Origin of the sequence: Escherichia sp. UTM R2 (assembly GCF_048593455.1) — a bacterium.
In the GTDB taxonomy this organism is placed as follows: Bacteria; Pseudomonadota; Gammaproteobacteria; order Enterobacterales; family Enterobacteriaceae; genus Escherichia; species Escherichia coli.
In genome coordinates, this window is sequence record NZ_JBFWDY010000002.1 from 806040 (window position 1) to 831770 (window position 25731).

General features: G+C 52.7%; 25 protein-coding genes, 1 other RNA gene and 1 pseudogene. 20 read left to right on the top strand and 7 right to left on the bottom strand.

The genetic code is table 11. The annotated features are described in order from the left end of the window. Positions 1-25 precede the first annotated feature (25 nt). The 3 genes from rpiA to ibsC all read left to right on the top strand — a co-directional run bounded on the left by rpiA (position 26) and on the right by ibsC (position 2461). A complete protein-coding gene (gene rpiA, locus AB4H76_RS04740; protein WP_000189743.1) occupies positions 26-685 on the top strand; it encodes a ribose-5-phosphate isomerase RpiA in 660 nt (219 codons plus the stop codon). 255 nt (positions 686-940) lie between these two features. Next, positions 941-2173 carry a phosphoglycerate dehydrogenase gene (serA, locus tag AB4H76_RS04745; protein ID WP_001151604.1) on the top strand — a complete coding sequence of 411 codons (1233 nt, stop codon included), beginning with the start codon at positions 941-943 and terminating at the stop codon, positions 2171-2173. Positions 2174-2401: 228 nt separating this feature from the next. Beyond that, the gene (gene ibsC, locus AB4H76_RS04750) at positions 2402-2461 is read left to right on the top strand and encodes a type I toxin-antitoxin system toxin IbsC (protein ID WP_010723220.1); all 60 of its coding nucleotides are present in this window, start codon (positions 2402-2404) and stop codon (positions 2459-2461) included. Between the two features lie 100 nt (positions 2462-2561). Here ibsC and AB4H76_RS04755 read toward each other — a convergent pair. From AB4H76_RS04755 to zapA, 3 genes and pseudogenes are all read right to left on the bottom strand, one after another. Further along, a pseudogene (locus AB4H76_RS04755) lies at positions 2562-3163 on the bottom strand (5-formyltetrahydrofolate cyclo-ligase). Positions 3164-3183: 20 nt separating this feature from the next. Beyond that, positions 3184-3367: non-coding RNA, 6S RNA (ssrS, locus tag AB4H76_RS04760), on the bottom strand. 41 nt (positions 3368-3408) lie between these two features. Further along, positions 3409-3738 carry a cell division protein ZapA gene (gene zapA / locus AB4H76_RS04765; protein ID WP_001276008.1) on the bottom strand — a complete coding sequence of 110 codons (330 nt, stop codon included), beginning with the start codon at positions 3736-3738 and terminating at the stop codon, positions 3409-3411. Between the two features lie 167 nt (positions 3739-3905). On the opposite strand from zapA, the gene ygfB reads away from it, so the two are divergent. The 4 genes from ygfB to ubiI are packed head-to-tail and all read left to right on the top strand — an operon-like array spanning position 3906 to position 8235. Next, positions 3906-4484 carry a UPF0149 family protein YgfB gene (ygfB, locus tag AB4H76_RS04770; RefSeq protein WP_001295378.1) on the top strand — a complete coding sequence of 193 codons (579 nt, stop codon included), beginning with the start codon at positions 3906-3908 and terminating at the stop codon, positions 4482-4484. 25 nt (positions 4485-4509) lie between these two features. Beyond that, complete coding sequence (pepP, locus tag AB4H76_RS04775) at positions 4510-5835, top strand: Xaa-Pro aminopeptidase (protein ID WP_001290123.1); 1326 nt, start codon at positions 4510-4512, stop codon at positions 5833-5835. Next, a complete protein-coding gene (gene ubiH, locus AB4H76_RS04780) occupies positions 5832-7010 on the top strand; it encodes a 2-octaprenyl-6-methoxyphenyl hydroxylase (RefSeq protein ID WP_000111199.1) in 1179 nt (392 codons plus the stop codon). Before pepP ends, ubiH begins: the two co-directional genes overlap by 4 nt. A gap of 22 nt (positions 7011-7032) precedes the next feature. Beyond that, the gene (gene ubiI, locus AB4H76_RS04785) at positions 7033-8235 is read left to right on the top strand and encodes an FAD-dependent 2-octaprenylphenol hydroxylase (RefSeq protein WP_001192185.1); all 1203 of its coding nucleotides are present in this window, start codon (positions 7033-7035) and stop codon (positions 8233-8235) included. 73 nt (positions 8236-8308) lie between these two features. Here the strand turns inward: ubiI and AB4H76_RS04790 are convergent, their stop codons facing one another. After that, complete coding sequence (locus AB4H76_RS04790; protein WP_122056850.1) at positions 8309-8392, bottom strand: hypothetical protein; 84 nt, start codon at positions 8390-8392, stop codon at positions 8309-8311. A 289-nt stretch (positions 8393-8681) separates the two neighbouring features. On the opposite strand from AB4H76_RS04790, the gene gcvT reads away from it, so the two are divergent. The 4 genes from gcvT (at position 8682) to AB4H76_RS04810 (ending at position 14191) form a co-directional block, all read left to right on the top strand. Continuing rightward, positions 8682-9776 (top strand): glycine cleavage system aminomethyltransferase GcvT, encoded by a 1095-nt coding sequence (gene gcvT / locus AB4H76_RS04795; RefSeq protein ID WP_000068701.1) that lies wholly within the window; start codon positions 8682-8684, stop codon positions 9774-9776. A gap of 23 nt (positions 9777-9799) precedes the next feature. Next, positions 9800-10189 (top strand): glycine cleavage system protein GcvH, encoded by a 390-nt coding sequence (gcvH, locus tag AB4H76_RS04800; RefSeq protein ID WP_001295377.1) that lies wholly within the window; start codon positions 9800-9802, stop codon positions 10187-10189. Positions 10190-10307: 118 nt separating this feature from the next. Next, the gene (gene gcvP / locus AB4H76_RS04805) at positions 10308-13181 is read left to right on the top strand and encodes an aminomethyl-transferring glycine dehydrogenase (RefSeq protein ID WP_000195062.1); all 2874 of its coding nucleotides are present in this window, start codon (positions 10308-10310) and stop codon (positions 13179-13181) included. A 266-nt stretch (positions 13182-13447) separates the two neighbouring features. After that, on the top strand, positions 13448-14191 hold the full coding sequence (locus AB4H76_RS04810; protein ID WP_000951962.1) for an SDR family oxidoreductase: 744 nt from the start codon (positions 13448-13450) through the stop codon (positions 14189-14191). A gap of 56 nt (positions 14192-14247) precedes the next feature. On the opposite strand, the gene bglA is transcribed toward AB4H76_RS04810, so the two are convergent. Then, positions 14248-15681, bottom strand: a complete 1434-nt coding sequence (gene bglA, locus AB4H76_RS04815; protein ID WP_001338826.1) for a 6-phospho-beta-glucosidase BglA — start codon at positions 15679-15681, stop codon at positions 14248-14250. A 44-nt stretch (positions 15682-15725) separates the two neighbouring features. On the opposite strand from bglA, the gene yqfB reads away from it, so the two are divergent. Both yqfB and trhA read left to right on the top strand, forming a co-directional pair. Next, positions 15726-16037, top strand: coding sequence for a N(4)-acetylcytidine aminohydrolase (yqfB, locus tag AB4H76_RS04820; RefSeq protein ID WP_001182954.1), 312 nt, complete (start codon positions 15726-15728; stop codon positions 16035-16037). Positions 16038-16200: 163 nt separating this feature from the next. Beyond that, positions 16201-16860, top strand: coding sequence for a PAQR family membrane homeostasis protein TrhA (gene trhA / locus AB4H76_RS04825; protein ID WP_000250274.1), 660 nt, complete (start codon positions 16201-16203; stop codon positions 16858-16860). A 195-nt stretch (positions 16861-17055) separates the two neighbouring features. Here trhA and ygfZ read toward each other — a convergent pair whose 3' ends face one another. Further along, the gene (gene ygfZ / locus AB4H76_RS04830; RefSeq protein ID WP_001625883.1) at positions 17056-18036 is read right to left on the bottom strand and encodes a tRNA-modifying protein YgfZ; all 981 of its coding nucleotides are present in this window, start codon (positions 18034-18036) and stop codon (positions 17056-17058) included. A 242-nt stretch (positions 18037-18278) separates the two neighbouring features. Between ygfZ and sdhE the strand changes: the two genes are divergently transcribed. Further along, positions 18279-18545 carry an FAD assembly factor SdhE gene (gene sdhE, locus AB4H76_RS04835; RefSeq protein ID WP_000354046.1) on the top strand — a complete coding sequence of 89 codons (267 nt, stop codon included), beginning with the start codon at positions 18279-18281 and terminating at the stop codon, positions 18543-18545. Continuing rightward, a complete protein-coding gene (locus AB4H76_RS04840; protein WP_000244777.1) occupies positions 18526-18933 on the top strand; it encodes a protein YgfX in 408 nt (135 codons plus the stop codon). Before sdhE ends, AB4H76_RS04840 begins: the two co-directional genes overlap by 20 nt. A 39-nt stretch (positions 18934-18972) precedes the next feature. On the opposite strand, the gene fldB is transcribed toward AB4H76_RS04840, so the two are convergent. After that, on the bottom strand, positions 18973-19494 hold the full coding sequence (gene fldB / locus AB4H76_RS04845) for a flavodoxin FldB (protein WP_001055874.1): 522 nt from the start codon (positions 19492-19494) through the stop codon (positions 18973-18975). Between the two features lie 111 nt (positions 19495-19605). Between fldB and xerD the strand changes: the two genes are divergently transcribed. From xerD to lysS, 5 genes are all read left to right on the top strand, one after another. Beyond that, positions 19606-20502, top strand: coding sequence for a site-specific tyrosine recombinase XerD (gene xerD, locus AB4H76_RS04850; protein WP_000806638.1), 897 nt, complete (start codon positions 19606-19608; stop codon positions 20500-20502). A 24-nt stretch (positions 20503-20526) separates the two neighbouring features. Beyond that, complete coding sequence (gene dsbC, locus AB4H76_RS04855) at positions 20527-21237, top strand: bifunctional protein-disulfide isomerase/oxidoreductase DsbC (protein ID WP_000715210.1); 711 nt, start codon at positions 20527-20529, stop codon at positions 21235-21237. Positions 21238-21242: 5 nt separating this feature from the next. Continuing rightward, positions 21243-22976, top strand: a complete 1734-nt coding sequence (gene recJ, locus AB4H76_RS04860; protein WP_000813198.1) for a single-stranded-DNA-specific exonuclease RecJ — start codon at positions 21243-21245, stop codon at positions 22974-22976. 90 nt (positions 22977-23066) lie between these two features. Beyond that, positions 23067-24165, top strand: a protein-coding gene (gene prfB / locus AB4H76_RS04865; protein ID WP_001701073.1) for a peptide chain release factor 2 whose coding sequence is annotated in 2 segments (ribosomal slippage) — positions 23067-23141 and positions 23143-24165 — 1098 coding nt in all. Because the reading frame shifts where the segments join, the coding sequence is not laid out codon by codon here. Between the two features lie 9 nt (positions 24166-24174). Then, entirely contained in the window at positions 24175-25692 is a 1518-nt protein-coding gene (gene lysS / locus AB4H76_RS04870) for a lysine--tRNA ligase (RefSeq protein ID WP_000003071.1), read from the top strand. The last annotated feature ends 39 nt before the right edge of the window (positions 25693-25731 follow it).

Genomic DNA, 25731 nt, shown 5'->3' on the forward strand with positions numbered 1-25731 from the left:
ATTTCATACCACAGGCGAAACGATCATGACGCAGGATGAATTGAAAAAAGCAGTAGGATGGGCGGCACTTCAGTATGTCCAGCCCGGCACCATTGTTGGTGTAGGTACAGGTTCCACCGCCGCACACTTTATTGACGCGCTCGGTACAATGAAAGGCCAGATTGAAGGGGCCGTTTCCAGTTCAGATGCTTCCACTGAAAAACTGAAAAGCCTCGGCATTCACGTTTTTGATCTCAACGAAGTCGACAGCCTTGGCATCTACGTTGATGGCGCAGATGAAATCAACGGCCACATGCAAATGATCAAAGGCGGCGGCGCGGCGCTGACCCGTGAAAAAATCATTGCTTCGGTTGCAGAAAAATTTATCTGTATTGCAGACGCTTCCAAGCAGGTTGATATTCTGGGTAAATTCCCGCTGCCAGTAGAAGTTATCCCGATGGCACGTAGTGCAGTGGCGCGCCAGCTGGTGAAACTGGGCGGTCGTCCGGAATACCGTCAGGGCGTGGTGACCGATAATGGCAACGTGATCCTCGACGTCCACGGCATGGAAATCCTTGACCCGATAGCGATGGAAAACGCCATAAATGCGATTCCTGGCGTGGTGACTGTTGGCTTGTTTGCTAACCGTGGCGCGGACGTTGCGCTGATTGGCACACCTGACGGTGTCAAAACCATTGTGAAATGATCTGACGGGGGAACCTCCCCCGTTAAAAAAATTCTCTTCATTAAATTTGGTGACATGTGTCACGTTTTTACCTGGCTATTGTCGATTGCTCTAAATAAATCTTCTAAACCAGCATATTCATCCAAGAATTACCTTTGCGTGATATTTCCTCAACATCGCGACGCAAACGTTCATATTGCCGCAATATTATTTTTTGATATGTTGAAAGGCGGACGCAAATCCGCACACAACATTTCAAAAGACAGGATTGGGTAAATGGCAAAGGTATCGCTGGAGAAAGACAAGATTAAGTTTCTGCTGGTAGAAGGCGTGCACCAAAAGGCGCTGGAAAGCCTTCGTGCAGCTGGTTACACCAACATCGAATTTCACAAAGGCGCGCTGGATGATGAACAATTAAAAGAATCCATCCGCGATGCCCACTTCATCGGCCTGCGATCCCGTACCCATCTGACTGAAGACGTGATCAACGCCGCAGAAAAACTGGTCGCTATTGGCTGTTTCTGTATCGGAACAAACCAGGTTGATCTGGATGCGGCGGCAAAGCGCGGGATCCCGGTATTTAACGCACCGTTCTCAAATACGCGCTCTGTTGCGGAGCTGGTGATTGGCGAACTGCTGCTGCTATTGCGCGGCGTGCCGGAAGCCAATGCTAAAGCGCACCGTGGCGTGTGGAACAAACTGGCGGCGGGTTCTTTTGAAGCGCGCGGCAAAAAGCTGGGTATCATCGGCTACGGTCATATTGGTACGCAATTGGGCATTCTGGCTGAATCGCTGGGAATGTATGTTTACTTTTATGATATTGAAAATAAACTGCCGCTGGGCAACGCCACTCAGGTACAGCATCTTTCTGACCTGCTGAATATGAGCGATGTGGTGAGTCTGCATGTACCAGAGAATCCGTCCACCAAAAATATGATGGGCGCGAAAGAAATTTCACTAATGAAGCCCGGCTCGCTGCTGATTAATGCTTCGCGCGGTACTGTGGTGGATATTCCGGCGCTGTGTGATGCGCTGGCGAGCAAACATCTGGCGGGGGCGGCAATCGACGTATTCCCGACGGAACCGGCGACCAATAGCGATCCATTTACCTCTCCGCTGTGTGAATTCGACAACGTCCTTCTGACGCCACACATTGGCGGTTCGACTCAGGAAGCGCAGGAGAATATCGGCCTGGAAGTTGCGGGTAAATTGATCAAGTATTCTGACAATGGCTCAACGCTCTCTGCGGTGAACTTCCCGGAAGTCTCGCTGCCACTGCACGGTGGGCGTCGTCTGATGCACATCCACGAAAACCGTCCGGGCGTGCTAACTGCGCTGAACAAAATCTTCGCCGAGCAGGGCGTCAACATCGCCGCGCAATATCTGCAAACTTCCGCCCAGATGGGTTATGTGGTTATTGATATTGAAGCCGACGAAGACGTTGCCGAAAAAGCGCTGCAGGCAATGAAAGCTATTCCGGGTACCATTCGCGCCCGTCTGCTGTACTAATTCCCCTTCTCTGAAAATCAACGGGCAGGTCACTGACTTGCCCGTTTTTTTATCCCTTCTCCACACCGTTGCCGCGTTGCGCATTCTACTTTGCGAGTCTGCTCCAGAAAATAAATCAAAGTCAGATCAATGCGTTGTGTTTATTTAATGGGGATTTACGATGGCAGGGCAGCATGGGGCTGTAACGGTAAAGCCCTCACCGAAGCGAGGGCTTGAAGGAGAAGGGTTATGATGCGACTTGTCATCATACTGATTGTACTGTTACTCATAAGTTTCAGCGCTTATTAACAGTCAGTCTCAGGGGAGGAGCAATCCTCCCTTACCCTTACTCACTAAATTAGGTCAAAGAATCAACGATGTCAATCAGGGCGATGCAGGTGTGTCGCCCTTACCACTCCCAGACTTTCGACGGTGTAACCACCGCAGGCAGTGGGATATCCCACTCTTCAACGGGGAGTTTTTCCACCAACTGACAATCATGCGCATAACCCACCGGTTGCATTTTATAGTGCTGCCAGTTTTGTAAGGTCCGATCATAAAAACCTCCGCCCATTCCCAGGCGCTGACCGTACTCATCAAAGGCGACCAGGGGGGTGATCAGGACGTCTAATCGGGAAAGGGGAGCACGTCACGCACATCCAATTTTGGCTCATGGATCTTCAACCTGTTCATCACCAGTTCGCTTTGCGGATGGTAATTCAGGAACAGCAAATTACCGGCACTAAAGGGATGCAAAACTGGAAGATATACGCGCTTACCGGCGCGCCAGAGTTGTTCTATGAGTGGCTGGGTGTCGAGTTCGCCATCAAAAGAGAGGAATACAGCGACCGTATGTGCCATCACCACCGGGGGATAAGTCATCATCCGGGTAGCGGCTTGTTGACCCATTTCCTGCTGTTGTTCCGGCGTTAACGCACGACGACGTTGCCGAATCATTTTGCGGATTTCTTGTCGGGATAATATCAGTGGGAGTTCTGGTAGTTGCGTCATGGCTGGTGCCAGATAAGAAGGGAATCTCCGAGATGCCGCCGCAGGCTGTAACCCTTGAACCCTTGGTTCAAGGTGAATGTGTCGTCGCAGTTTTAAGGCTTCTCGGACGGACCGAGCATGCTCACCAACCGCGGAGCGCCACATTCTTGTGGTATGAAATATCGGCTCAGGGGACTGGCCCGCTTGCGAACATCTCAGAGAAATTTTGTCTTCACGGTTACTCTACCACAGTAAACCGAAAAGTGTCATTCAAAGTTTTGGTTAGTTTTTTCGGTGATGCGACCTTGTTCAAGTAACGCTTGTTCTATGGTCTGCTGCAGCATCCGAATACGCTGTTCCATACTTGCCGCGTAGTCACGAGTCTTCGCTTTTTCTTGCGCTAACTCATAGCTGATATTCAATGCGGCAATGAAGACCAACTGTTCAGTATTTGTGACTCTAGTGCGTTCTTTCAGATCTTGCAACCGTTGGTTCAGATCGTCCGCTGCCTGATTCAACGCATCCCTTTGGTCAGGCGGGCAGTTCACACGCAGTGAACGGCCAAAAATTTGGATATCGACGGGTTGTGCAGACATGCCACCTTCCTGCTGATTGACTGCGCTGCCTTCGTCTTTAGACCCATGGTCTGCGAAGGGGCGACACTATAGCTACCCTGATGAGAAGAGACAAGCCCTTTTCTGGTCCACCAGGGCCCAAAGTGGTAGCATATCATGAATATTCCTCCCTTTGACGACGAATGCTTATGTCTATACAGAACGAAATGCCTGGTTACAACGAAATGAACCAGTATCTGAACCAACAAGGGACGGGTCTGACCCCAGCTGAGATGCATGGTTTAATCAGCGGGATGATATGTGGCGGTAACGATGACAGCTCATGGCTACCGCTACTTCACGACCTGACGAACGAAGGCATGGCTTTCGGTCATGAGCTGGCACAGGCACTGCGTAAAATGCACTCTGCCACCAGCGATGCCCTGCAGGATGACGGCTTCCTTTTTCAGCTTTATCTGCCTGATGGCGATGATGTCAGCGTTTTCGATCGGGCTGATGCATTGGCAGGTTGGGTCAATCACTTCCTGCTTGGTCTTGGCGTTACGCAACCGAAGCTGGATAAAGTGACCGGCGAAACCGGTGAAGCTATCGACGATCTGCGTAACATTGCGCAACTGGGTTACGACGAAGACGAAGATCAGGAAGAGCTTGAAATGTCGCTTGAAGAGATCATCGAATACGTTCGTGTTGCCGCGCTGTTATGCCACGACACCTTTACTCATCCGCAACCGACCGCGCCAGAAGTACAAAAACCGACTCTACACTAAAAACAAAAAACGTAAGGAGAGTGTTATGAGTGAGATATCCCGGCAAGAGTTTCAGCGTCGCCGTCAGGCCCTGGTGGAGCAAATGCAACCCGGCAGCGCCGCGCTGATTTTTGCTGCACCAGAAGTAACACGTAGCGCCGACAGCGAATACCCCTATCGTCAGAACAGTGACTTCTGGTACTTCACCGGCTTTAACGAACCGGAAGCGGTGCTGGTGCTGATTAAAAGCGATGACACTCATAACCACAGCGTTCTGTTTAACCGCGTTCGCGACCTGACGGCGGAGATCTGGTTTGGCCGTCGCTTAGGCCAGGATGCCGCGCCAGAGAAACTGGGCGTTGACCGCGCACTGGCATTCAGCGAAATCAATCAGCAACTTTATCAACTACTTAACGGCCTGGATGTGGTTTACCATGCCCAGGGCGAATATGCATATGCTGATGAAATCGTGAACAGTGCGCTGGAAAAACTGCGTAAAGGTTCGCGGCAAAATCTCACCGCACCGGCAACGATGATCGACTGGCGTCCTGTTGTTCATGAAATGCGCCTGTTCAAATCGCCAGAAGAGATTGCCGTACTCCGCCGCGCGGGAGAAATCACCGCCATGGCACATACCCGGGCGATGGAAAAATGCCGTCCGGGAATGTTCGAGTACCATCTGGAAGGCGAAATTCACCACGAATTTAACCGCCACGGTGCGCGCTATCCGTCCTATAACACCATTGTCGGCAGCGGTGAAAACGGCTGCATTCTGCACTACACCGAAAACGAGTGTGAAATGCGCGACGGCGACCTGGTGTTGATTGACGCGGGTTGCGAATACAAAGGTTACGCTGGCGATATTACCCGCACCTTCCCGGTCAACGGCAAATTCACCCAGGCCCAGCGTGAAATCTACGACATTGTGCTGGAGTCTCTCGAAACCAGCCTGCGCCTGTATCGTCCGGGAACTTCCATTCTGGAAGTCACTGGTGAAGTGGTGCGCATCATGGTTAGCGGCCTGGTAAAACTCGGCATCCTGAAAGGTGATGTTGATGAACTGATCGCTCAGAACGCCCATCGTCCTTTCTTTATGCATGGCCTTAGCCACTGGTTAGGACTGGATGTCCATGACGTTGGCGTTTATGGTCAGGATCGCTCGCGCATTCTGGAACCGGGGATGGTACTGACCGTAGAGCCTGGTCTGTATATCGCGCCGGATGCGGATGTGCCAGAACAATATCGCGGTATCGGCATTCGTATTGAAGACGACATTGTGATTACCGAAACCGGTAACGAAAACCTCACCGCCAGCGTGGTGAAAAAGCCGGAAGAAATCGAAGCGTTGATGGCTGCTGCGAGAAAGCAATGAGCGTAATCATCGTCGGTGGCGGCATGGCGGGCGCGACGCTGGCGCTGGCTATTTCCCGGTTAAGTCACGGGGCGCTGCCGGTACATTTGATTGAAGCGACTGCGCCAGAGTCACATGCTCATCCGGGCTTTGATGGACGAGCGATAGCGCTGGCGGCGGGTACCTGTCAGCAACTGGCGCGCATCGGCGTCTGGCAATCTCTGGCGGATTGCGCAACTGCCATCACCACCGTGCATGTCAGCGATCGTGGTCACGCTGGATTTGTCACCCTTGCCGCAGAAGATTACCAACTGGCGGCGCTGGGACAGGTTGTCGAATTGCACAATGTCGGGCAACGGCTGTTTGCATTGCTGCGTAAAGCACCTGGCGTAACGCTGCATTGCCCTGATCGCGTGGCTAACGTTGCCCGTACTCAGAGTCACGTTGAAGTGACGCTGGAGAGTGGCGAGACGCTGACGGGCCGCGTGCTGGTAGCCGCTGATGGCACCCATTCAGCGTTAGCCACCGCGTGCGGCGTTGACTGGCAGCAGGAGCCTTACGAACAACTGGCAGTGATTGCCAACGTTGCTACTTCTGTTGCGCACGAAGGCCGCGCTTTTGAACGCTTCACGCAACATGGCCCGCTGGCGATGTTGCCGATGTCTGACGGACGCTGTTCGCTGGTCTGGTGTCATCCACTGGAACGGCGCGAAGAGGTGCTGTCGTGGAGTGACGAGAAGTTTTGCCGTGAGCTCCAGTCGGCCTTTGGCTGGCGACTTGGAAAAATTACCCACGCCGGTAAACGCAGTGCTTATCCGCTGGCGTTAACCCGCGCCGCCAGAGCTATTACCCATCGTACCGTGCTGGTGGGCAATGCGGCGCAAACCCTGCACCCGATTGCCGGGCAAGGGTTCAACCTCGGTATGCGAGATGTGATGAGTCTTGCGGAAACCCTGACTCAGGCGCAGGAGCGCGGAGAAGACATGGGGGATTACGGCGTATTGTGCCGTTATCAGCAGCGTCGACAGAGCGATCGCGAAGCAACCATCGGCGTCACGGACAGCCTGGTACATCTTTTTGCCAACCGTTGGGCACCGCTGGTTGTCGGGCGCAACATCGGACTGATGACGATGGAATTATTCACCCCGGCACGCGATGTGCTGGCGCAGCGCACCCTCGGTTGGGTGGCGCGTTGAAGGCGGTTTTAAGGAATAAACAATGCAAAGTGTTGATGTAGCCATTGTTGGTGGCGGCATGGTGGGGCTGGCGGTTGCCTGCGGCTTACAGGGGAGCGGCTTACGCGTTGCCGTACTGGAGCAGCGCGTACCGGAACCTCTGGCGGCGGATGCACCACCACAACTGCGCGTTTCGGCTATCAATGCCGCCAGCGAAAAATTACTCACCCGTCTTGGCGTCTGGCAGGACATTCTCTCTCGTAGGGCCAGTTGTTATCACGGTATGGAAGTGTGGGACAAAGACAGTTTTGGTCACATTTCGTTTGACGATCAAAGCATGGGCTATAGCCATCTTGGGCATATCGTTGAAAACTCAGTGATTCACTACGCGCTGTGGAACAAAGCGCAGCAGTCGTCAGATATCACTCTGTTGGCCCCCGCAGAATTACAGCAGGTCGCCTGGGGAGAAAATGAAACTTTCCTGACGCTGAAAGATGGCAGCATGTTAACGGCGCGTCTGGTGATTGGCGCGGACGGTGCTAATTCCTGGTTGCGCAACAAAGCAGATATTCCGCTGACTTTCTGGGATTATCAGCATCACGCGCTGGTAGCGACCATTCGCACGGAAGAACCGCATGATGCGGTGGCGCGGCAGGTTTTCCATGGCGAAGGCATTCTGGCCTTTTTACCGCTTAGCGATCCGCATCTTTGCTCAATTGTCTGGTCACTGTCGCCAGAGGAAGCGCAGCGGATGCAGCAGGCAAGTGAAGATGAATTTAATCGCGCGTTAAATATCGCTTTTGATAATCGCCTGGGCTTATGCAAGGTTGAGAGCGCGCGTCAGGTGTTCCCACTGACGGGGCGTTATGCGCGCCAGTTTGCCGCGCACCGTCTGGTGCTGGTGGGCGACGCCGCGCATACCATTCACCCGCTGGCGGGGCAGGGAGTAAATCTCGGCTTTATGGATGCTGCAGAGCTGATTGCTGAACTGAAACGGTTGCATCGTCAGGGGAAAGACATCGGGCAGTACATTTACCTGCGCCGGTATGAGCGTAGCCGCAAGCACAGTGCGGCGCTGATGCTGGCTGGTATGCAGGGATTCCGCGATCTGTTTTCCGGTACCAATCCGGCGAAAAAACTGCTGCGTGATATTGGTTTGAAACTGGCCGACACGCTTCCTGGCGTTAAACCACAACTTATCCGCCAGGCAATGGGATTAAACGATTTGCCTGAATGGCTGCGTTAAAAATTTCTCTTCTGCTGTTTATTTGATACCCATCACACTTTCATCTCCCGGTTTTTTCGCCGGGAGATTTTCCTCATTTGAAATAAACTAATTTCACCTCCGTTTTCGCATTATATTTTCTAATGTCATTATTTTTTGATTTAGTGTTTTTTGACATTTTTTTAGCTCTTAATATTGCCTTATTCAAATTAGCTTTCTAATGGCATCATCTTTATATAGAAACTGGTGTGTTTTTTGGTTTTTTATTCTGTCGCGATTTTGGCGTTTTTTAACCATAAGCTAATGTGATGATCAATTTTACCTTATGGTTAACAGTCTGTTTCGGTGGTAAGTTCAGGCAAAAGAGAACGATTGCGTTGGGGACCGGGAGTGGCTCCGATGCTGGGTTTCGTGGTGATAATTTCACCATGAAAAGTTGTCAGCCCCGCTTATTCAATGAGGACAAGATGGCACAACAGACTCCTTTGTACGAACAACACACGCTTTGCGGCGCTCGCATGGTGGATTTCCACGGCTGGATGATGCCGCTGCATTACGGTTCGCAAATCGACGAACATCATGCGGTACGTACCGATGCCGGAATGTTTGATGTGTCACATATGACCATCGTCGATCTTCGCGGCAGCCGCACCCGGGAGTTTCTGCGTTATCTGCTGGCGAACGATGTGGCGAAGCTCACCAAAAGCGGCAAAGCCCTTTACTCGGGGATGTTGAATGCCTCTGGCGGTGTGATAGATGACCTCATCGTCTACTACTTTACTGAAGATTTCTTCCGCCTCGTTGTTAACTCCGCCACCCGCGAAAAAGACCTCTCCTGGATTACCCAACACGCTGAACCTTTCGGCATCGAAATTACCGTTCGTGATGACCTTTCCATGATTGCCGTGCAAGGGCCGAATGCGCAGGCAAAAGCTGCCACACTGTTTAATGACGCCCAGCGTCAGGCGGTGGAAGGGATGAAACCGTTCTTTGGCGTGCAGGCGGGCGATCTGTTTATTGCCACCACTGGTTATACCGGTGAAGCGGGCTATGAAATTGCGCTGCCCAATGAAAAAGCGGCCGATTTCTGGCGTGCGCTGGTGGAAGCGGGTGTTAAGCCATGTGGCTTGGGCGCGCGTGACACGCTGCGTCTGGAAGCGGGCATGAATCTTTATGGTCAGGAGATGGACGAAACCATCTCTCCTTTAGCCGCCAACATGGGCTGGACCATCGCCTGGGAACCGGCAGATCGTGACTTTATCGGTCGTGAAGCCCTGGAAGTGCAGCGTGAGCATGGTACAGAAAAACTGGTTGGTCTGGTGATGACCGAAAAAGGCGTGCTGCGTAATGAACTGCCGGTACGCTTTACCGATGCGCAGGGCAACCAGCATGAAGGCATTATCACCAGCGGTACTTTCTCCCCGACGCTGGGTTACAGCATTGCGCTGGCGCGCGTGCCGGAAGGTATTGGCGAAACGGCGATTGTGCAAATTCGCAACCGTGAAATGCCGGTTAAAGTGACAAAACCTGTTTTTGTGCGTAACGGCAAAGCCGTCGCGTGATTTACTTTTTTGGAGATTGATTGATGAGCAACGTACCAGCAGAACTGAAATATAGCAAAGAACACGAATGGCTGCGTAAAGAAGCCGACGGCACTTACACCGTTGGTATTACCGAACATGCTCAGGAGCTGTTAGGCGATATGGTGTTTGTTGACCTGCCGGAAGTGGGCGCAACGGTTAGCGCGGGCGATGACTGCGCGGTTGCCGAATCGGTAAAAGCGGCGTCAGACATTTATGCGCCAGTAAGCGGTGAAATCGTGGCGGTAAACGACGCACTGAGCGATTCCCCGGAACTGGTGAACAGCGAACCGTATGCAGGCGGCTGGATCTTTAAAATCAAAGCCAGCGATGAAAGCGAACTGGAATCACTGCTGGATGCGACCGCATACGAAGCATTGTTAGAAGACGAGTAACGGCTTTATTCCTCTTCTGCGGGAGAGGATCAGGGTGAGGAAAATTTATGCCTCACCCTCACTCTCTTCGTAAGGAGAGAGGTTCACAATTCACTGCACGTTTCAGGAACCATCGCTCATGACACAGACGTTAAGCCAGCTTGAAAACAGCGGCGCTTTTATTGAACGCCATATCGGACCGGACGCCGCGCAACAGCAAGAAATGCTGAATGCCGTTGGTGCACAATCGTTAAACGCGCTGACCGGCCAGATTGTGCCGAAAGATATTCAACTTGCGACACCACCGCAGGTTGGCGCACCGGCGACCGAATACGCCGCACTGGCAGAACTCAAGGCTATTGCCAGTCGCAATAAACGCTTCACGTCTTACATCGGCATGGGTTACACCGCCGTGCAGCTACCGCCGGTTATCCTGCGTAACATGCTGGAAAATCCGGGCTGGTATACCGCGTACACTCCGTATCAACCTGAAGTCTCCCAGGGCCGCCTTGAAGCACTGCTCAACTTCCAGCAGGTAACGCTGGATTTGACTGGACTGGATATGGCCTCTGCTTCTCTTCTGGACGAGGCCACCGCTGCCGCCGAAGCAATGGCGATGGCGAAACGCGTCAGCAAACTGAAAAATGCCAACCGCTTCTTCGTGGCTTCCGATGTGCATCCGCAAACGCTGGATGTGGTCCGTACTCGTGCCGAAACCTTTGGTTTTGAAGTGATTGTCGATGACGCGCAAAAAGTGCTCGACCATCAGGACGTCTTCGGCGTGCTGTTACAGCAGGTAGGCACTACCGGTGAAATTCACGACTACACTGCGCTTATTAGCGAACTGAAATCACGCAAAATTGTGGTCAGCGTTGCCGCCGATATTATGGCGCTGGTGCTGTTAACTGCGCCGGGTAAACAGGGCGCGGATATTGTTTTTGGTTCGGCGCAACGCTTCGGCGTGCCGATGGGCTACGGTGGCCCACACGCGGCATTCTTTGCGGCGAAAGATGAATACAAACGCTCAATGCCGGGCCGTATTATCGGTGTATCGAAAGATGCAGCTGGCAATACCGCGCTGCGCATGGCGATGCAGACTCGCGAGCAACATATCCGCCGTGAGAAAGCGAACTCCAACATTTGTACTTCCCAGGTACTGCTGGCAAACATCGCCAGCCTGTATGCCGTTTATCACGGCCCGGTTGGCCTGAAACGTATCGCTAACCGCATTCACCGTCTGACCGATATCCTGGCGGCGGGCCTGCAACAAAAAGGTCTGAAACTGCGCCATGCGCACTATTTCGACACCTTGTGTGTGGAAGTGGCCGACAAAGCGGGCGTACTGACGCGTGCCGAAGCGGCTGAAATCAACCTGCGTAGCGATATTCTGAACGCGGTTGGGATCACCCTTGATGAAACAACCACGCGTGAAAACGTAATGCAGCTTTTCAACGTGCTGCTGGGCGATAACCACGGCCTGGACATCGACACGCTGGACAAAGACGTGGCTCACGACAGCCGCTCTATCCAGCCTGCGATGCTGCGCGACGACGAAATCCTCACCCATCCGGTGTTTAATCGCTACCACAGCGAAACCGAAATGATGCGCTATATGCACTCGCTGGAGCGTAAAGATCTGGCGCTGAATCAGGCGATGATCCCGCTGGGTTCCTGCACCATGAAACTGAACGCCGCCGCCGAGATGATCCCAATCACCTGGCCGGAATTTGCCGAACTGCACCCGTTCTGCCCGCCGGAGCAGGCCGAAGGTTATCAGCAGATGATTGCGCAGCTGGCTGACTGGCTGGTGAAACTGACCGGTTACGACGCCGTTTGTATGCAGCCGAACTCTGGCGCACAGGGCGAATACGCGGGCCTGCTGGCAATTCGTCATTATCATGAAAGCCGCAACGAAGGGCATCGCGATATCTGCCTGATCCCGGCTTCTGCGCACGGAACTAACCCCGCTTCTGCACATATGGCAGGAATGCAGGTGGTGGTTGTGGCGTGTGATAAAAACGGCAACATCGATCTGACTGATCTGCGCGCGAAAGCGGAACAGGCGGGCGATAACCTCTCCTGTATCATGGTGACTTATCCTTCTACCCACGGCGTGTATGAAGAAACGATCCGTGAAGTGTGTGAAGTCGTGCATCAGTTCGGCGGTCAGGTTTACCTTGATGGCGCGAACATGAACGCCCAGGTTGGCATCACCTCGCCGGGCTTTATTGGTGCGGACGTTTCACACCTTAACCTACATAAAACTTTCTGCATTCCGCACGGCGGTGGTGGTCCGGGTATGGGACCGATCGGCGTGAAAGCGCATTTGGCACCGTTTGTACCGGGTCATAGCGTGGTGCAAATCGAAGGCATGTTAACCCGTCAGGGCGCGGTTTCTGCGGCACCGTTCGGTAGCGCCTCTATCCTGCCAATCAGCTGGATGTACATCCGCATGATGGGCGCAGAAGGGCTGAAAAAAGCAAGCCAGGTGGCAATCCTCAACGCCAACTATATTGCCAGCCGCCTGCAGGATGCCTTCCCGGTGCTGTATACCGGTCGCGACGGTCGCGTGGCGCACGAATGTATTCTCGATATTCGCCCGCTGAAAGAAGAAACCGGCATCAGCGAGCTGGATATTGCCAAGCGCCTGATCGACTACGGTTTCCACGCGCCGACGATGTCGTTCCCGGTGGCGGGTACGCTGATGGTTGAACCGACTGAATCTGAAAGCAAAGTGGAACTGGATCGCTTTATCGACGCGATGCTGGCTATCCGCGCAGAAATTGACCAGGTGAAAGCCGGTGTCTGGCCGCTGGAAGATAACCCGCTGGTGAACGCGCCGCACATTCAGAGCGAACTGGTCGCCGAGTGGGCGCATCCGTACAGCCGTGAAGTTGCGGTATTCCCGGCAGGTGTGGCAGACAAATACTGGCCGACAGTGAAACGTCTGGATGATGTTTACGGCGACCGTAACCTGTTCTGCTCCTGCGTACCGATTAGCGAATACCAGTAATTCACTGATTCGACTATTTTCTAAAGGCGCTTCGGCGCCTTTTTAGTCAGATGACAAAGTACAAAAGTGCTCAGACAGTCCCCTCGCCCCTTTGGGGAGAGGGTTAGGGTGAGGGGAACAGGCCGGCACTGGCGCGAATATTTACCCTCACCCCGGCCCTCTCCCTGAAAGGGCGAGGGGGAAAAGCGTGCCAACATTGAAGATTGAGCCAGTTTGTTAGCAATCTCAAAGATACGTCAACGAATTAATTTTTCTCGGAAAAACAAATGGCTATAGCACTTGTGACTGGTGGCAGTCGCGGCATCGGGCGGGCAACTGCATTACTGTTGGCGCAAGAAGGGTATACGGTGGCGGTTAATTATCAGCAAAACCTCCACGCGGCGCAGGAAGTGATGAACTTAATAACGCAAGCCGGTGGCAAAGCATTCGTGCTCCAGGCGGATATCAGCGACGAAAATCAGGTCATCGCAATGTTTACAGCAATCGATCAGCACGATGAACCGCTAGCAGCGCTGGTCAATAACGCCGGGATCTTGTTTACCCAGTGCACCGTTGAAAACCTTACCGCAGAGCGAATCAACCGAGTACTTTCCACCAACGTGACGGGATATTTTCTCTGCTGCCGCGAGGCGGTAAAACGCATGGCGCTTAAAAATGGTGGCAGTGGCGGCGCTATCGTCAATGTCTCTTCGGTGGCCTCACGGTTGGGTTCGCCAGGGGAATATGTTGATTACGCGGCATCGAAAGGGGCGATTGATACGTTAACCACCGGACTATCGCTGGAAGTCGCCGCGCAGGGGATCCGCGTTAACTGCGTGCGGCCAGGGTTTATTTATACCGAAATGCACGCCAGCGGCGGCGAGCCTGGACGCGTCGATCGCGTTAAGTCGAACATCCCCATGCAGCGTGGTGGACAGGCAGAAGAGGTCGCGCAGGCCATTGTCTGGCTACTAAGTGATAAAGCCTCTTACGTCACGGGAAGTTTTATCGATTTGGCGGGCGGGAAATAAAACAGGGAAGTTGTCTGACCGGATGCAACGAGTATTGCATCCGGTACTTCATCGACTTAAAGCTTCTCGCCGTTGCTGGCAATCACCTCTTTGTACCAGTTAAAGCTCTTCTTACGTGAACGCGACATATCGCCAGTACCGTCGTCATGTTTATTCACATAGATAAAGCCGTAGCGTTTGCTGTACTGCCCGGTAGTGAATGACACGCAGTCGATGCAGCCCCACGGTGTGTAGCCCATCAGATCCACACCATCGTAAGTCACTGCTTTTTTCATCTCTTCAATATGGGCGCGCAGGTAGTCAATGCGGTAGTCGTCGTTGATGCTGCCATCTTCTTCCACTTTGTCGTAAGCGCCAAAACCGTTTTCGACAATAAACAGCGGCCTCTGATAACGCTCATACAGTTCGCAAAGGGCATAGCGCAGACCTACTGGATCAATCTGCCAGCCCCAGTCAGACGCTTTAACATACGGGTTCGGTACGCTGCCTTCAAAACCAGAGATCGCATCGCCGGTGCCGCCTTCGGCCTTCACTGCGTTGGTCATGTAATAGCTGAAACCAAGATAATCGCAGGTGCCTTCACGCAGTACATCCAGATCGCCATCTTCCATTTTGATGTTAAATCCGCGACGCTCCCACTCGTTCAACACATAGGACGGGTAATAGCCGCGTAGCTGCACATCGGTAAAGACGTAGCGTTCGCGCATCGACTCCTGAGCGAACATCACATCGTCCGGGTTACAGGAGTAGGGATAGAGCGGCACCATCGCCAGCATACAGCCGACTTTCATCTCCGGGTTAATGCGACGCGCGGCTTTCACTGCCAGGGCGCTGGCGACAAACTGGTGATGCAGCACCTGGTACATCGTCTCTTCCGGGTTGTCATGCTCGGTATACACCACGCCGGAGCAGCAGTAACCAAACAGCGGCGCACGCCAGTTACGCTGGTTGTTTATTTCGTTGAAGGTCATCCAGTATTTGACTTTATGCTTGTAGCGTTCGAATACCACTTCCGCGAAACGGACAAAGAAATCAACGACTTTACGGTTGGTCCAGCTACCGTATTGCTGCACCAGATGCAGCGGCATTTCAAAGTGGGAGAGGGTTATCACCGGTTCGATGTTGTATTTCAGCAGTTCATCGAACATATCATCGTAGAACTTCAGCCCTTCTTCGTTTGGCTGAGCTTCATCACCTTTTGGAAAAATACGCGTCCAGGCGATGGAAGTCCGAAAACATTTGAAGCCCATTTCGGCAAATAGCTTGATGTCTTCCTTGTAGTGACCATAAAAATCAACGGCTTCATGGTTTGGATAGTATTTGCCTGGCAAGACTTCTTTGGTGATTTCGCGCGGCACGCCGTGTGCGCCACCGGTCAGAACGTCACAAATGCTCGGCCCTTTGCCGCCTTTGTTCCAGCCGCCTTCGACCTGATGAGCGGCAACTGCGCCGCCCCATAAGAAATCTTTCGGTAAGGTGAGTTTTTTCACTATCATAGGCTCCAGATGAGTCAATTCTTACAGGAAATAGTACCATGCAGCCAAACGACATCACTTTTTTTCAACGTTTCCAGGATGACATTCTGGCTGGGCGTAAAACCATCACCATCCGCGACGAGTCTGAATCGCACTTCAAAACGGGTGATGTGCTTCGTGTCGGGCGTTTTGAAGATGACGGTTATTTTTGCACGATTGAAGTCACCGCAACCTCAACCGTAACGCTGGATACGCTGACGGAAAAACATGCAGAGCAGGAAAATATGACCCTGACTGAACTGATAAAGGTCATTGCCGACATCTATCCCGGTCAGACACAGTTTTATGTGATTGAATTTAAATGTCTTTAAATTGAACTCACGCCTGTTAGTTGAAATTTCGCATTTAATTTCATGATTTTTAGGAGATTAGTCTCAAATCAGAATTTATTTTAGCTAACAGGTGTTCACTGGAACTATTCTCAGTTACGCTGGAGAGGTATACATGTGCGTGTACGTTTCTCCGGAGTAAGTTATGGTTCAGAAGCCCCTCATTAAGCAGGGATATTCGCTGGCAGAGGAAATTGCCAACAGCGTCAGTCACGGCATTGGGTTGGTGTTTGGTATCGTTGGGCTGGTGTTGCTACTGGTTCAGGCGGTGGATCTCAATGCCAGCGCCACAGCGATAACCAGTTACAGCCTCTATGGCGGCAGTATGATCCTGCTGTTCCTCGCTTCGACGCTCTATCACGCCATTCCTCATCAACGGGCAAAAATGTGGCTGAAGAAATTTGACCATTGCGCTATTTACCTGTTGATTGCCGGAACCTACACGCCGTTTTTGCTGGTGGGGCTGGATTCTCCGTTAGCGCGCGGGTTGATGATTGTTATCTGGAGCCTGGCATTGCTGGGTATTCTGTTTAAACTGACCATCGCGCACCGATTCAAAATTTTATCTCTGGTGACCTATCTGGCGATGGGCTGGCTGTCGCTGGTGGTAATTTATGAAATGGCAGTTAAGCTCGCGGCGGGCAGCGTTACCTTACTGGCGGTAGGCGGCGTGGTTTATTCGCTCGGGGTGATTTTCTACGTCTGCAAACGCATTCCATACAACCATGCCATCTGGCACGGCTTCGTGCTCGGCGGTAGTGTGTGCCACTTTCTGGCGATCTATTTGTATATTGGGCAGGCGTAATGGGTATGCCTTTGTAGGCCTGATAAGACGCGCCAGCGTCGCATCAGGCATCGGAGCACAACTGCCGGATTCGGCGTGAACGCCTTATCCGATCTACGGGCCTCGTCCCTGTTGTGATAAAGGCATCAAATCCCAGACATGATAAGACGCGCCAGCGTCGCATCAGGCGATAAATGCCTGATGCGATAAAGAGATTTACTCTTCGAGCGAATACGGCAGCGGCTCGATATGCAATGTATTCGCATCGTCGCGTACGCGGAAGATGCTATCCGGTTCCATATCGTTATTCATGACGACCTGTACCACGACCTGACCATCTTCCAGTTTTACCGCAGCCAGCACCGTACCGGTACGACGCCAGTTCTCGCCCATTTTCAGCTCTAAATCTTCACCAGCTTCCGGCAGTCGGCTGGCACTACCTGTCAGCAACCAGAGCGCGCGTTTGTTGGCACCACGGAATTTTGCTCGCGCCACCATCTCTTGTCCGGTATAACAGCCTTTCTTAAAGCTGATACCGCCCAGCGCCTGGAGATTGGTCGCCTGTGGGATAAACTGCCCGCTGTTCGCGGCATCAATCACCGGGAAACCCGCTTCAATGTTTAATGCCAGCCACTGTTGGCTATTGTTCAGTTCCGCTTCACCGCGCAGTTTATCGGTCAGCATATTGGCAGTAGCTTCATCGGTTACGATCAGGAAACGTTCTGCCGGGTGTTCAAACCATAGCAAAGTGGTCGCGCCTTCTTTAACTACCTGTTTTTCTCTCGAAGGTAGTTCACTAAAGAGATTGGCCAGCGCGGCGCGCGCCTGAAAACCGGCAACACCAAGCAGCACACGCTCGTCGTCTGGCGCGATGGTCACTTTAGAGAACACCGCATATTTTTTCAGTTCAGTCAGCTGCGGTTCACGCACGCTGCGCCGTTCAATCCACGCAAAGCCATCGCCGTCGCGGAACAGACGTAAATTGCTCCACATTTTACCTTTGGCGTCGCAATGGGCGGCGAGCAGGTGCTGATTTTCTGTCATCTGGCTGACATCTGCTGTCACCTGGCCCTGCATATATTTTTCGCTGTCCGCGCCAGTAATGGTGGCAAGCGCCCAGTCATCAAGCGTCATCAGCGTCAGCGGTAAACGGGCAGAAGCCGTAGGCTGACGTGGAGGAAAAGGTGTAAAAGCCATAATAGAGTCCTGAGTTGCTTAACGGCGTATTAATAACTAATGGTAAAAGAGCTATGAGGCAATGCAAGTGCTTTCACTACGCGATCTGTGCCTTCTGCGAGGCGACTTCCAAAAAAATGAAGCCCTTGAATTGTTGTGAATTAATTTCGCGATCGCGATTGTGTTTACTGATATTCCCGTAAAAGAAGTCGAAAAACACGTTACAATAGCCTGGTACTGGATTTTCGTGAGACAGGAAGAAGATGGACATTAACAACAAAGCCCGCATTCATTGGGCATGCCGCCGTGGTATGCGCGAACTCGATATTTCAATCATGCCGTTTTTCGAACATGAGTACGACAGCTTAAGCGATGACGAAAAACGCATCTTTATTCGTCTGCTGGAATGTGACGATCCGGACCTGTTCAACTGGCTAATGAATCACGGTAAACCGGCCGATGCAGAACTGGAAATGATGGTCCGACTCATCCAGACACGGAACCGGGAACGTGGTCCTGTGGCAATCTGATTTGCGCGTCTCCTGGCGCGCACAGTGGCTTTCCTTGCTGATTCATGGGCTGGTTGCCGCTGTTATTTTACTCATGCCCTGGCCGCTCAGTTACACCCCGTTATGGATGGTGTTACTTTCGCTGGTGGTGTTTGATTGCGTTCGCAGCCAGCGGCGTATTAATGCTCGCCAGGGGGAAATTCGCTTGTTGATGGACGGGCGTTTGCGTTGGCAAGGGCAGGAGTGGAGCATCGTCAAAGCACCGTGGATGATTAAGAGCGGCATGATGCTGCGTTTACGTTCTGATGGCGGTAAACGGCAACATTTATGGCTGGCAGCCGACAGCATGGACGAAGCCGAATGGCGGGATTTACGGCGGATTTTGTTGCAACAAGAGACGCAAAGATAAAGATGACGGCAAAGCATATGCGCTAAGCCGTCAGTGAGATCAGGCGTAATGCTCTGCCATTTCGTTGAGGATTTGCTCGCACCAGCTCTGAATACGCTCGTCGCTAAGGTCATACTGGTTAGTTTCATCCAGCGCCAGACCCACGAACAGTTGCCCGTCAGCAATCACCGGTTTCGGGCTGGTAAATTCATATCCTTCCGTTGGCCAGTAGCCGACGAACTTCACGCCTTTGGTAGAAAGTTTGTCATGCAGCATCCCTAGCGCATCGAGGAACCATTCACCGTACCCGAGTTGATCGCCAAGCCCATACAGCGCAACAATTTTACCTTCGAGGTTCAGGTCGTCGAGCTGATCCCAGACGGCTTCCCAGTCTTCCTGGATTTCGCCAAAATCCCAGGTCGGGATACCCAGAATGAGCACATCGTACTGCTCCATTAATTTCGGGGAGTCGTCCTTGAGGTTATGTAAGGTCACCAGTTCTGGGCCGATAATATCGCGGATTTTTTCTGCCGCCATTTCGGTGTAACAGGTGCTGGAACCGTAAAAAAGACCCATATTCATAACGTAAGCTTCTCGATTCTGCTGTGGCTTTTGCGGCTAGTGTATCAGAATCGCTTTAGTCACGGCACAATAAGGCATAATGGATCAAATGAGTGACCATAAGGGGCGCAAGTGAAACAGGATCTGGCACGCATCGAGCAGTTTCTTGATGCTCTGTGGCTGGAAAAAAATCTGGCTGAAAATACGTTGAACGCTTACCGTCGCGATCTGTCAATGATGGTGGAGTGGTTGCATCACCGCGGGTTGACGCTGGCGACGGCGCAAAGTGACGATTTACAGGCATTACTGGCAGAACGGCTGGAGGGCGGGTATAAAGCCACCAGCTCAGCGCGTTTGCTGAGTGCAGTGCGCCGATTGTTCCAGTATCTTTATCGCGAAAAGTTTCGTGAAGATGATCCCAGTGCGCATCTCGCTTCACCGAAATTGCCCCAGCGTTTGCCAAAAGATTTAAGCGAAGCGCAGGTCGAACGTTTATTACAGGCACCATTAATTGATCAGCCACTGGAGCTACGCGATAAAGCCATGCTTGAAGTGTTGTATGCTACCGGGCTGCGTGTCTCTGAACTGGTCGGGCTGACAATGAGTGATATCAGCCTGCGTCAGGGCGTAGTGCGGGTCATTGGTAAAGGCAACAAAGAGCGCCTGGTGCCGTTAGGTGAAGAGGCGGTTTACTGGCTGGAAACCTATCTGGAACATGGGCGTCCGTGGCTGTTGAATGGTGTGTCAATTGACGTGTTGTTTCCCAGCCAGCGTGCGCAGCAGATGACGCGACAGACCTTCTGGCACCGTATTAAACATTATGCCGTGCTGGCGGGTATCGACAGCGAAAAGCTGTCACCGCATGTGTTGCGTCACGCTTTTGCCACTCATTTATTAAATCATGGTGCGGATTTACGCGTGGTGCAGATGCTACTGGGCCACAGCGATCTTTCCACCACGCAAATTTATACGCATGTCGCTACCGAGCGTCTGCGGCAACTTCATCAACAGCATCACCCGCGGGCGTGATGTCTGAAAAGAACGGGAAGATTTATGAAGAAAGGTTTTATGTTGTTTACTTTGTTAGCGGCGTTTTCAGGCTTTGCTCAGGCTGATGACGCGGCAATTCAACAAACGTTAGCCAAAATGGGCATCAAAAGCAGCGATATTCAGCCCGCGCCCGTAGCTGGCATGAAGACAGTTCTGACTAACAGCGGCGTGTTGTACATCACCGATGATGGTAAACATATCATTCAGGGGCCAATGTATGACGTTAGTGGCACGGCTCCGGTCAATGTCACCAATAAGATGCTGTTAAAGCAGTTGAATGCGCTTGAAAAAGAGATGATCGTTTATAAAGCGCCGCAGGAAAAACACGTCATCACCGTGTTTACTGATATTACCTGTGGTTACTGCCACAAACTGCATGAGCAAATGGCAGACTACAACGCGCTGGGGATCACCGTGCGTTATCTTGCTTTCCCGCGCCAGGGGCTCGATAGCGATGCTGAGAAAGAAATGAAAGCTATCTGGTGTGCGAAAGACAAAAACAAAGCGTTTGATGATGTGATGGCAGGTAAAAGCGTCGCACCAGCCAGTTGCGACGTGGATATTGCCGACCATTACGCACTTGGCGTCCAGCTTGGCGTTAGCGGTACTCCGGCAATTGTGCTGAGCAATGGCACACTTGTTCCGGGTTACCAGCCGCCGAAAGAGATGAAAGAATTCCTCGACGAACACCAAAAAATGACCAGCGGTAAATAATTCGCGTGAAACAACAGATACAACTTCGTCGCCGTGAAGTCGATGAAACGGCAGACTTGCCCGCTGAATTGCCTCCCTTGCTGCGCCGTTTATACGCCAGCCGGGGAGTACGCAGTGCGCAAGAACTGGAACGCAGTGTTAAAGGTATGCTGCCCTGGCAGCAACTGAGCGGTGTCGAAAAGGCCGTTGAGATCCTTTACAACGCCTTTCGCGAAGGAACGCGGATTATTGTGGTCGGTGATTTCGACGCCGACGGTGCCACCAGCACGGCTCTAAGCGTGCTGGCGATGCGCTCGCTTGGTTGCAGCAATATCGACTACCTGGTACCAAACCGTTTCGAAGACGGTTACGGCTTAAGCCCGGAAGTGGTCGATCAGGCCCATGCCCGTGGCGCGCAGTTAATTGTCACGGTGGATAACGGTATTTCCTCCCATGCGGGGGTTGAGCACGCTCGCTCGTTGGGCATCCCGGTTATTGTTACCGATCACCATTTGCCGGGCGACACATTACCCGCAGCGGAAGCGATCATTAACCCTAACTTGCGCGACTGTAATTTCCCGTCGAAATCACTGGCAGGCGTGGGTGTGGCGTTTTATCTGATGCTGGCGCTGCGCACCTTTTTGCGCGATCAGGGCTGGTTTGATGAGCGTAACATCGCAATTCCTAACCTGGCAGAACTGCTGGATCTGGTCGCGCTGGGGACAGTGGCGGACGTCGTGCCGCTGGACGCTAATAATCGCATTCTGACCTGGCAGGGGATGAGTCGCATCCGAGCCGGAAAGTGCCGTCCGGGGATTAAAGCGCTGCTTGAAGTGGCAAACCGTGATGCACAAAAACTCGCCGCCAGCGATTTAGGTTTTGCGCTGGGGCCACGTCTCAATGCTGCCGGACGACTGGACGATATGTCCGTCGGTGTGGCGCTCTTGCTGTGCGACAACATCGGCGAAGCGCGCGTGCTGGCAAATGAACTCGATGCGCTAAACCAGACGCGAAAAGAGATCGAACAAGGAATGCAAATTGAAGCCCTGACCCTGTGCGAGAAACTGGAGCGCAGCCGTGACACGCTACCCGGCGGGCTGGCAATGTATCACCCCGAATGGCATCAGGGCGTTGTCGGTATTCTGGCTTCGCGCATCAAAGAGCGTTTTCATCGTCCGGTTATCGCCTTTGCGCCAGCAGGTGACGGTACGCTGAAAGGTTCCGGTCGCTCCATTCAGGGGCTGCATATGCGTGATGCGCTGGAGCGATTAGACACACTCTACCCCGGCATGATGCTCAAGTTTGGCGGTCATGCGATGGCGGCGGGTTTGTCGCTGGAAGAGGATAAATTCGAACTCTTTCAACAACGGTTTGGCGAACTGGTTACTGAGTGGCTGGACCCTTCGCTATTGCAAGGCGAAGTGGTGTCAGACGGTCCGTTAAGTCCAGCCGAAATGACCATGGAAGTGGCGCAGCTGCTGCGCGATGCTGGCCCGTGGGGGCAGATGTTCCCGGAGCCGCTGTTTGATGGTCATTTCCGTCTGCTGCAACAGCGGCTGGTGGGTGAACGTCATTTGAAAGTCATGGTCGAACCGGTCGGCGGCGGTCCGCTGCTGGATGGTATTGCTTTTAATGTCGATACCGCCCTCTGGCCGGATAACGGCGTGCGCGAAGTGCAACTGGCTTACAAGCTCGATATCAACGAGTTTCGCGGCAACCGCAGCCTGCAAATTATCATCGACAATATCTGGCCAATTTAGCGTCATCTTCTCTATAAAAAAGAGCGTGGATTGGGTACAATCCCGCTCTTATCACCGCATTTTGACTAGCTCAATAAAAGAAATCAGACCATGTTTGAAATTAATCCGGTAAATAATCGCATTCAGGACCTCACGGAACGCTCCGACGTTCTTAGGGGGTATCTTTGACTACGACGCCAAGAAAGAGCGTCTGGAAGAAGTAAACGCCGAGCTGGAACAGCCGGATGTCTGGAACGAACCCGAACGCGCACAGGCGCTGGGTAAAGAGCGTTCCTCCCTCGAAGCCGTTGTCGACACCCTCGACCAAATGAAACAGGGGCTGGAAGATGTTTCTGGTCTGCTGGAACTGGCTGTAGAAGCTGACGACGAAGAAACCTTTAACGAAGCCGTTGCTGAACTCGACGCCCTGGAAGAAAAACTGGCGCAGCTTGAGTTCCGCCGTATGTTCTCTGGCGAATATGACAGCGCCGACTGCTACCTCGATATTCAGGCGGGGTCTGGCGGTACGGAAGCACAGGACTGGGCGAGCATGCTTGAGCGTATGTATCTGCGCTGGGCAGAATCGCGTGGTTTCAAAACTGAAATCATCGAAGAGTCGGAAGGTGAAGTGGCGGGTATTAAATCCGTGACGATCAAAATCTCCGGCGATTACGCTTACGGCTGGCTGCGTACAGAAACTGGTGTTCACCGCCTGGTGCGTAAGAGCCCGTTTGACTCCGGCGGTCGTCGCCATACGTCGTTCAGTTCCGCGTTTGTTTACCCGGAAGTCGATGACGATATCGATATCGAAATCAACCCGGCGGATCTGCGCATTGACGTTTATCGCGCGTCCGGCGCGGGCGGTCAGCACGTTAACCGTACCGAATCTGCGGTGCGTATTACTCACATCCCAACCGGGATCGTGACCCAGTGCCAGAACGACCGTTCCCAGCACAAGAACAAAGACCAGGCCATGAAGCAGATGAAAGCGAAGCTTTATGAACTGGAGATGCAGAAGAAAAATGCCGAGAAACAGGCGATGGAAGATAACAAATCCGACATCGGCTGGGGCAGCCAGATTCGTTCTTATGTCCTTGATGACTCCCGCATTAAAGATCTGCGCACTGGGGTAGAAACCCGCAACACGCAGGCCGTGCTGGACGGCAGCCTGGATCAATTTATCGAAGCAAGTTTGAAAGCAGGGTTATGAGGAACCAACATGTCTGAACAACACGCACAGGGCGCTGACGCGGTAGTCGATCTTAACAATGAACTGAAAACGCGTCGTGAGAAGCTGGCGAACCTGCGCGAGCAGGGGATTGCCTTCCCGAACGATTTCCGTCGCGATCATACCTCTGACCAATTGCACGCAGAATTCGACGGCAAAGAGAACGAAGAACTGGAAGCGCTGAACATCGAAGTCGCCGTTGCTGGCCGCATGATGACCCGTCGTATTATGGGTAAAGCGTCTTTCGTTACCCTGCAGGACGTTGGCGGTCGCATTCAGCTGTACGTTGCCCGTGACGATCTGCCGGAAGGCGTTTACAACGAGCAGTTCAAAAAATGGGACCTCGGCGACATCCTCGGCGCGAAAGGTAAACTGTTCAAAACCAAAACCGGCGAACTGTCTATCCACTGTACCGAGCTGCGTCTACTGACCAAAGCACTGCGTCCGCTGCCGGATAAATTCCACGGCTTGCAGGATCAGGAAGCGCGCTATCGTCAGCGTTATCTGGATCTCATCTCTAACGATGAATCCCGTAACACCTTTAAAGTGCGCTCGCAGATCCTCTCTGGTATTCGCCAGTTCATGGTGAACCGCGGCTTTATGGAAGTTGAAACGCCGATGATGCAGGTGATCCCAGGCGGTGCCGCTGCGCGTCCGTTTATCACCCACCATAACGCGCTGGATCTCGACATGTACCTGCGTATCGCGCCGGAACTGTACCTCAAGCGTCTGGTGGTTGGTGGATTCGAGCGTGTATTCGAAATCAACCGTAACTTCCGTAACGAAGGTATTTCCGTACGTCATAACCCAGAGTTCACCATGATGGAACTCTACATGGCTTACGCAGATTACAAAGATCTGATCGAGCTGACCGAATCGCTGTTCCGTACTCTGGCACAGGATATTCTCGGTAAGACGGAAGTGACCTACGGCGACGTGACGCTGGACTTCGGTAAACCGTTCGAAAAACTGACCATGCGTGAAGCGATCAAGAAATATCGCCCGGAAACCGACATGGCGGATCTGGACAACTTCGACTCTGCGAAAGCGATTGCTGAATCTATCGGTATCCACGTTGAGAAGAGCTGGGGTCTGGGCCGTATCGTTACCGAGATCTTCGAAGAAGTGGCAGAAGCACATCTGATTCAGCCGACCTTCATTACTGAATATCCGGCAGAAGTTTCTCCGCTGGCGCGTCGTAACGACGTTAACCCGGAAATCACAGACCGCTTTGAGTTCTTCATCGGTGGTCGTGAAATCGGTAACGGCTTTAGCGAGCTGAATGACGCGGAAGATCAGGCGCAGCGCTTCCTGGATCAGGTTGCCGCGAAAGATGCAGGTGACGACGAAGCGATGTTCTACGATGAAGATTACGTCACCGCACTGGAACATGGCTTACCGCCGACAGCAGGTCTGGGGATTGGTATCGACCGTATGGTAATGCTGTTCACCAACAGCCATACCATCCGCGACGTTATTCTGTTCCCGGCGATGCGTCCGGTAAAATAAGCATTACGTTATGCTCACAACCCCGGCAAATGTCGGGGT